This is a genomic window from Pantoea sp. CTOTU49201 (genome assembly GCF_032054795.1).
Classification (GTDB): domain Bacteria; phylum Pseudomonadota; class Gammaproteobacteria; order Enterobacterales; family Enterobacteriaceae; genus Pantoea; species Pantoea symbiotica.
In genome coordinates this window covers 2,091-8,799 of the sequence record NZ_DAMBSA010000184.1, presented here as the reverse complement: position 1 = coordinate 8,799, position 6,709 = coordinate 2,091, and the positions used below count along the sequence as shown (strand labels likewise).

Below are 6,709 nucleotides of genomic sequence, written 5' to 3'. Positions count from 1 at the left end.
AAAAAGCAAAAAGCCGATGCATTTCTGCATCGGCTTCTTTAAATAGATTGGCGGAACGGACGGGGCTCGAACCCGCGACCCCCTGCGTGACAGGCAGGTATTCTAACCAACTGAACTACCGCTCCGCGCTTTGTTCCCCGTCGAGAACGAGGCGCATATTAATAGCAGCTTTCACACCCGTCAACGCTTTTTATGTGGGAATGTTTCGTTTGGCGTTTTTTTCAGCTTAACGTCGATTTTCCACGCAAAATCAGCCGTTTTACACACGCCACAGGCAGCTACCGCCCTTCTTCTGCACTAAATCCAGACGACCTTCGTGCGCAGCAATCTCTTCATCGCTGGCGCTGACCACGCGCAGACCTGAACTCGGACGCACTATCCGCTGAATGTTCTCACCGCCGCCCTGATTGTTCTGCTCACCATCGAGTGAAAAGGCCAGCGAAGTCTGACCACCGGTCATCATCAGGAACACTTCGGCCAGAATCTCGGCATCGAGCAGTGCGCCGTGCAGCGTACGCTTGCTGTTGTCTATCTCATAACGGTTGCACAATGCATCGAGGCTGTTGCGCTTGCCGGGATACATCTTACGCGCCATCGCCAGGCTATCGGTGATCTGGCAGAAGGTTTCGGTTTTGCCAATATCCCGCTTAAGCATGCCGAATTCGTAATCCATAAAGCCGATATCGAACGATGCGTTATGGATCACCAGCTCCGCGCCACGGATGTACTCGAGGAATTCGTCGGCGATATCCGCAAACATCGGCTTATCAAGTAAGAATTCATCGGCGATACCGTGAACGCCAAACGCTTCCGGATCCACCAGCCGATCGGGCTTCAAATACATGTGGAAGTTGTTGCCGGTCAGGCGACGGTTGATCACCTCAACCGCACCAATTTCAATGATGCGATGTCCTTCATAATGCACACCGATCATGTTCATGCCGGTGGTTTCGGTATCGAGGACGATCTGGCGGTTATTTGCAGTGCTCATAGGACTCGTTTTATGTCAGACTTGGCGTTTTGTCAGAAGGAAGTCTACCAGAGATGCGCAAACAGGTAGAAATATTCACCGATGGATCTTGCCTGGGGAATCCCGGTCCCGGCGGCTACGGCGCCATTTTGCGTTATGGCGCGCATGAAAAAGAGTTCAGTACGGGTTATCGCCTCACCACCAACAATCGCATGGAAATGATGGCGGCTATCGTGGCGCTCGAAGCGTTAAAACAGCCGTGTGAGGTGGTGCTTAGCACCGACAGCCAATATGTTCGTCAGGGCATCACCAGCTGGATCCACAACTGGAAGAAGCGCGGCTGGAAAACCGCCGATAAAAAACCGGTGAAAAATGTCGATCTGTGGAAACGCCTCGATGTAGCGCTCAGCAACCATGAAATTAAGTGGGAATGGGTTAAAGGCCATGCGGGGCATCCGGAGAACGAACGCTGCGACGAACTGGCGCGCAGCGCGGCGGGAAATCCTACGCAGGATGATATCGGCTATCAGGTTGAATCCTGATCCTTCACTTCACGAAACTGGCGCGTAACGTTAACCGTTTGACGTAGCTGGCTTTGACTCAGATTCTTCTTCATTTTGGTGGGCGTTAACGGGAACGTGCGTTTACGTGCCACCACAATGTTCAAACAACCGAGCGCCGGTAAATGCGCGCTGATCACCCTGCCCCCCTGCCGATGCCACGGCACCACCTGAAAACGCGTGCGGTAAACCACTTCATAATTCAGCAGGCCCAGCCAGTCGAGCAATCGCACCTGGCTGAACATCCGTCCACTCCACGGCGCGCGCGAGTGCAAACCCGGAATGCCTTTGCTGATCCCTAATAGACTGAAAGGATTGAAGCCGCTGATGATCATCCAGCCATCATCGATCAATACCCGATCCACTTCGCGCAGCACGCGGTGCGGATCCTGACTCCACGCCAGCGTGTGCGCCAGCAAACAGGCATCAACTGATTTAGATTCAAAGGGTAATTGCGTGTTATTGGCGATAACCTGTAACTCATCGCCCTCAATGCCCACATTCACCTGATGCGATATGGCACACTGACTGGTGTTGATTTCTGCGCTGAGGCTGCCAATTTTAAGCATATGGAAGCCATACAGCTTGCCGAGATAAGGCTGTAGTTGCTGAGTGAGCGCGTCGCGAAAATAGTCTCCCATTGGCATATCGCGCCAGGAGCGCGGTGCAGTCAGGATTTGGCGTGTTTTAGCCGGCTTCATGCTCTACCATTTTCCTTTTTCTACGACCTGAGAGGTGTTTATGAATCTTACCAGTATTCCCGCATTGCAGGATAACTACATCTGGACACTGACGGACGATGACAATAAGTGTTTGATTGTCGATCCCGGCGAAGCACAGCCGGTGCTGGATAAAATCAGGGCCAATCATTGGCAACCCGTGGCGATTTTGCTTACGCATCATCATCACGATCACGTTGGCGGCGTGGATGAGCTTTTGCAGCACTATCCCGATTTGGCGGTTTTCGGTCCACAGGAAACTGCAGATAAAGGAGCAAAGCATATTGTGGCCGAAGGCGATGAATTTACCCTGCTTGGGCTAGATTTCCGTGTCATCGCAACACCCGGTCACACTTTAGGACATATCTCATATTTCAGCTCCCCTTATCTTTTCTGTGGAGACACGATGTTTTCCGGCGGCTGCGGGCGTTTATTTGAAGGCACTGCGGAACAAATGTTCGAATCATTTCAAAAGCTTAATCAGCTCCCTGCAGATACTCTTGTTTGCTGTGCGCATGAGTACACTTTATCCAATATGAAGTTTGCTGCGGCTATTCTGCCCCACGACCCTAAAATTTTGGCAAGGTATCAGCAAATTAAGGACTTACGCGCAGAAAACCGCATTACTTTACCGACAAAACTGGCCTTAGAGCGGGAAATAAATTTATTTTTACGCACGCAAGACGCTGATTTACAACAGGCTTTAGGCACTAATGTGTCATCGTCAGCGTTATGGCAAACTTTCGCCGATCTACGCGAGAAGAAAGACCGCTTTTGATATTTGAGGTTGTGTTGTGGTGGACCGTCACGTATAGTTGCTCGTCTTTTAAGCGAACTATTGACACACACATGAAGGCTAAAGCGATCTTACTCGCCTCGGTCTTGCTGGTAGGATGTCAGGCATCAAGGAATGACGCCAATATCCCCGTACAGCATGCCCAGAGTCTGTCTTCAGCTGGTCAAGGTGAAAATGGAAAGTACGGAGATCGATTGTTGTCGCCGCGATGGCAGGATGATGGAACAAGCCTCGCAGAAGATACTGATCTCTGGAATCACATTAGTGACGAGTTGAAGATGGGGATTCCGGAAAACAGCCGGATCCGCGAACAAAAAACAAAATTTTTAAAAAATAAGAGCTATCTCCACGATGTAACATTACGGGCAGAGCCGTACATGTACTGGATAGTCGAGCAGATACAGAAACGTAAAATGCCGATGGAACTGGTACTGCTACCCATAGTGGAGAGCGCTTTTGACCCACACGCAACATCTTCTGCGAATGCCGCCGGCATCTGGCAGATTGTTGCACAAACGGGCAAAAACTATGGTTTGAAACAGAACCAATGGTACGACGGACGCCGCGATGTGGTGGCCTCGACCAAAGTAGCGCTGGATATGATGCAGCGTCTAAACGGTATGTTTGACGGTGACTGGTTACTGACCATCGCCGCCTACAACAGCGGTGAAGGACGTGTGCTGAAGGCGATGAAACAGAATAAGGCGCGCGGTAAGCCGACTGACTTCTGGAATTTATCGCTGCCCCGCGAGACTACGGTTTACGTACCTAAAATGTTGGCCTTGAGTGAGATTCTCAAGAACAACAAGCGTTATGGTATCAAACTGCCGACCCCGAACGAGAGCCGTGCATTAGCTCGTGTAGAGGTGGGACAGCAGATTGAACTGACGCAGGCTGCCGATATGGCCGGTATGTCTCTCAGCAAGCTGAAGACATTTAATGCCGGTTATAAAAACGGAGCCACAGCGCCAAATGGACCACACTACATTATGGTGCCGAAGTCCAATGTTGCTAAGTTGCGCGATTCACTGGCTTCCGGTGATATCGCTTCCGTGCAGCCTACCGAGATGGCGAAAGTCAGCGCGGCAGGAAACAGCTACACGGTACGCAAAGGCGACACCTTGTCTGGTATTGCCAGCAAGCTTGGCGTAAGCGTCAGTGCACTGAAACAGCAGAACAATCTGCGCAGCGCTTCTGTTCGTACCGGTCAGACTCTGACCGTGAGCGGCAAAGCGAGCACGCAATTGGCTGATAACGGCAACAGCATCACCTATCGTGTACGTAAGGGTGATTCTTTTGCCAGTATTGCAAAACGTCACGGAGTGAACACCAAAGACGTTATGCGCTGGAACAGTGACGCTAAAGACATTCAGCCGGGCGACAAGCTCACTCTGTTTGTGAATAATAGCGCAACACCTGATACCTAATGCCCCGAAAAGGCTGACTTTTGTCAGCCTTTTTCATTTTCTGCTTCCGCTGAATTCTGCATATCGCCTGTTCAGGCACTAACTTACCCTTCGCAGTATGACTTCAGGTTATCGTTGACTGTTGCGAGACGAGAGCTCGAGCGTATTGGCTTAACGCTCGATACCGTAGAGAGAGTTGAACTCAACCAATAGCGGATTGTGGTCTGAGGCGCGCGTCACCAGCACAGAAGCCTCGCTGACCTTCATATCACGATAGAAAACGAAATCCAGTGGGCGGCCAAAGGCTTTACGACGATGGTCATCCGTGAAGTTCACTTCACGCAGTGACATCTCCCGCGCAAAGCGATACAGCGCATTCATACGCTGACGACTCCAGGCGTTAAAATCCCCCGCCATGATCACCGGGCCGCGATGATGCTGAATCTGTTCGCCAATCGGCCCGAGCTGTTTGCTGTAGACATCGACACCGAGACTGAAATTGACCGCGTGAATGTTCACCACCATCAGCATTTCGCCAGTCGGCAACGGATATGCCGTGACCAGCGCAGATTTGGCTAAACGCAGCAGCGGTTCACGCTCGCGTAGTGGGCAGCAATAAACAGGATGCGCAGATGCCAACGTCATGACGCCAGAAGGGTGTTGCGGTAGGACAAAGGCTGGCACCTGATCGGCGGCGAGGTAGTTACTGGTGGCGAATTTGACCAGTTCGGGCGTGGCCTGCGCCTCCTGCAGCAGAACAAGATGGGCATCTTTGCCAAAACCTTGCAGCACCGACATCCAGTCTGCGCGTTGCTGCTTGAAGATATTCCAGACTAAGACTCGCAGTGTGGGATCGGCTGGCAAAGGTGCGCCAGGCGGTAATGCCTGCCCAAGATGCAGCATTGCCCCCGGCGGAAAGATCCGCTCTGCTGGCTGACCTGCTACATAACGCATTGAATAAGTTTTTTTCCGCACTTTCCCGCCTGACTGGTTTACGACTCGTACTTCACCTGACTGTTATAGGGATTTTAGCGCGGGGTTTCAATTGGTGTTCTTGATTGTCGGAATTCGCCTCACAGCTTACCAATGTAAAAGCCTGCCAGCTGGCAGGCTTTTACGCGTGCTATTCCATCGCTATCGCCGTTTGAGGTTTGTCGAGTTGACCACTCACTCGCACCAGCAGCAGCGCGCCAAGCACAATCACCGCACCAACCCACGGCGTTTGCGCCAGTCCATAATGCTCGACAATATAACCACCTACCGTGGAACCCAGAGCGATACCGATATTGAAGGCCGCAATATTGAGGCCTGATGCAACATCTACCGCACCTGGCGCATAGTGTTCAGCTTTCTGCACCACGTAAACCTGCAACCCCGGCACGTTGGCAAAGGCAAAGATACCCATAACTAATACTGTCGCCACTGACATAAAGTGCATGCTGGCGGTGAACTGGAACACCATCAGTAAAATGGCCAGCGCCATAAAGATCAGTGTTAAAGCAGGAACCGCGCCACGACGATCGGCAAGTTTCCCGCCCCAGATATTACCGATGGCGACCGACACACCATAACCCAGCAGAATCACACTCACCGCGGTAGGCGAAAAGCCAGCCAGTGACTGCATCATTGGCGCCAGAAATGTGAAAGCCGTAAATACGCCACCATAACCTAACGCAGTAATAGCATAAATCAGCAGCAGACGTGGATTGATCATCACACGCGCTTGCTGTGCTAACGTTGTTGCCGGTGGTTGAGCAATATTACGCGGGATAAGCAGTTGGCTTGCCACCAAAGCAATGATGCCCAGCAATGACACAGCCAGGAAGCTTTCACGCCAGCCAAAGTGTTGCCCGATGAGCGTACCCAACGGCACGCCAGTAACCAACGCTACGGTCAGACCGCCAAACATAATGGCAATGGCACTCGCTGCCTTCTCTTTGCTCACCAGGCTGGTCGCTATCGTCGAGCCGACAGAGAAGAACACTCCGTGAGCCAGGCCGGTAAGCAGTCGGGCAATGACCAACGTTTCATAGTTTGGTGCCAGCCAGGCAACCAGGTTGCCAACGGTAAAGAGCACCATCAATCCCATTAATAATTGCTTGCGCGCTAACTTACCGGTCAAAGCAGTCAACACCGGAGCGCCAACGGCAACGCCCAAAGCATAAATAGAGACCAGCATTCCTGCGGAAGGCAGCGTAATACTGAGTTGTTCAGCGATGGTTGGGATCAGCCCGACAATAACAAATTCTGTCGTTCCG

Annotated in this window: 6 protein-coding genes, 1 tRNA gene and 1 pseudogene; 3 read left to right on the top strand and 5 right to left on the bottom strand. The window is 51.8% G+C overall.

What is annotated here, in order from left to right:
• Positions 1-48 precede the first annotated feature (48 nt).
• Together RTY00_RS13845 and dnaQ are read right to left on the bottom strand one after the other, a co-directional pair.
• A tRNA-Asp gene (locus RTY00_RS13845) sits at positions 49-125 on the bottom strand.
• Between the two features lie 134 nt (positions 126-259).
• Positions 260-991, bottom strand: a complete 732-nt coding sequence (gene dnaQ, locus RTY00_RS13840; RefSeq protein WP_312664841.1) for a DNA polymerase III subunit epsilon — start codon at positions 989-991, stop codon at positions 260-262.
• Here dnaQ and rnhA point away from each other — a divergent pair.
• Positions 945-1,512, top strand: a pseudogene (gene rnhA / locus RTY00_RS13835) (ribonuclease HI). The gene dnaQ and the pseudogene rnhA sit on opposite strands and share 47 nt — an antisense overlap.
• Here the strand turns inward: rnhA and RTY00_RS13830 are convergent.
• Entirely contained in the window at positions 1,497-2,231 is a 735-nt protein-coding gene (locus tag RTY00_RS13830) for a class I SAM-dependent methyltransferase (RefSeq protein ID WP_061723590.1), read from the bottom strand. The pseudogene rnhA and the gene RTY00_RS13830 sit on opposite strands and share 16 nt — an antisense overlap.
• A gap of 40 nt (positions 2,232-2,271) precedes the next feature.
• On the opposite strand from RTY00_RS13830, the gene gloB reads away from it, so the two are divergent.
• Positions 2,272-3,027 (top strand): hydroxyacylglutathione hydrolase, encoded by a 756-nt coding sequence (gloB, locus tag RTY00_RS13825; RefSeq protein ID WP_312664840.1) that lies wholly within the window; start codon positions 2,272-2,274, stop codon positions 3,025-3,027.
• Positions 3,028-3,098: 71 nt separating this feature from the next.
• On the top strand, positions 3,099-4,472 hold the full coding sequence (mltD, locus tag RTY00_RS13820; protein ID WP_036648534.1) for a murein transglycosylase D: 1,374 nt from the start codon (positions 3,099-3,101) through the stop codon (positions 4,470-4,472).
• 150 nt (positions 4,473-4,622) lie between these two features.
• Here the strand turns inward: mltD and RTY00_RS13815 are convergent, their stop codons facing one another.
• Both RTY00_RS13815 and RTY00_RS13810 read right to left on the bottom strand, forming a co-directional pair.
• Positions 4,623-5,426 carry an endonuclease/exonuclease/phosphatase family protein gene (locus tag RTY00_RS13815; RefSeq protein ID WP_008105211.1) on the bottom strand — a complete coding sequence of 268 codons (804 nt, stop codon included), beginning with the start codon at positions 5,424-5,426 and terminating at the stop codon, positions 4,623-4,625.
• A gap of 148 nt (positions 5,427-5,574) precedes the next feature.
• On the bottom strand, positions 5,575-6,709 hold a 1,135-nt coding region (locus RTY00_RS13810), incomplete at its 5' end, for an MFS transporter (protein WP_312664839.1).

Bases quoted from the DNA above. Each gene is read 5' to 3' on its own strand.
- dnaQ (WP_312664841.1), bottom strand. From the start codon at position 991: ATGAGCACTGCAAATAACCGCCAGATCGTCCTCGATACCGAAACCACC.
- mltD (WP_036648534.1), top strand. From the start codon at position 3,099: ATGAAGGCTAAAGCGATCTTACTCGCCTCGGTCTTGCTGGTAGGATGT.
- RTY00_RS13830 (WP_061723590.1), bottom strand. From the start codon at position 2,231: ATGAAGCCGGCTAAAACACGCCAAATCCTGACTGCACCGCGCTCCTGG.
- gloB (WP_312664840.1), top strand. From the start codon at position 2,272: ATGAATCTTACCAGTATTCCCGCATTGCAGGATAACTACATCTGGACA.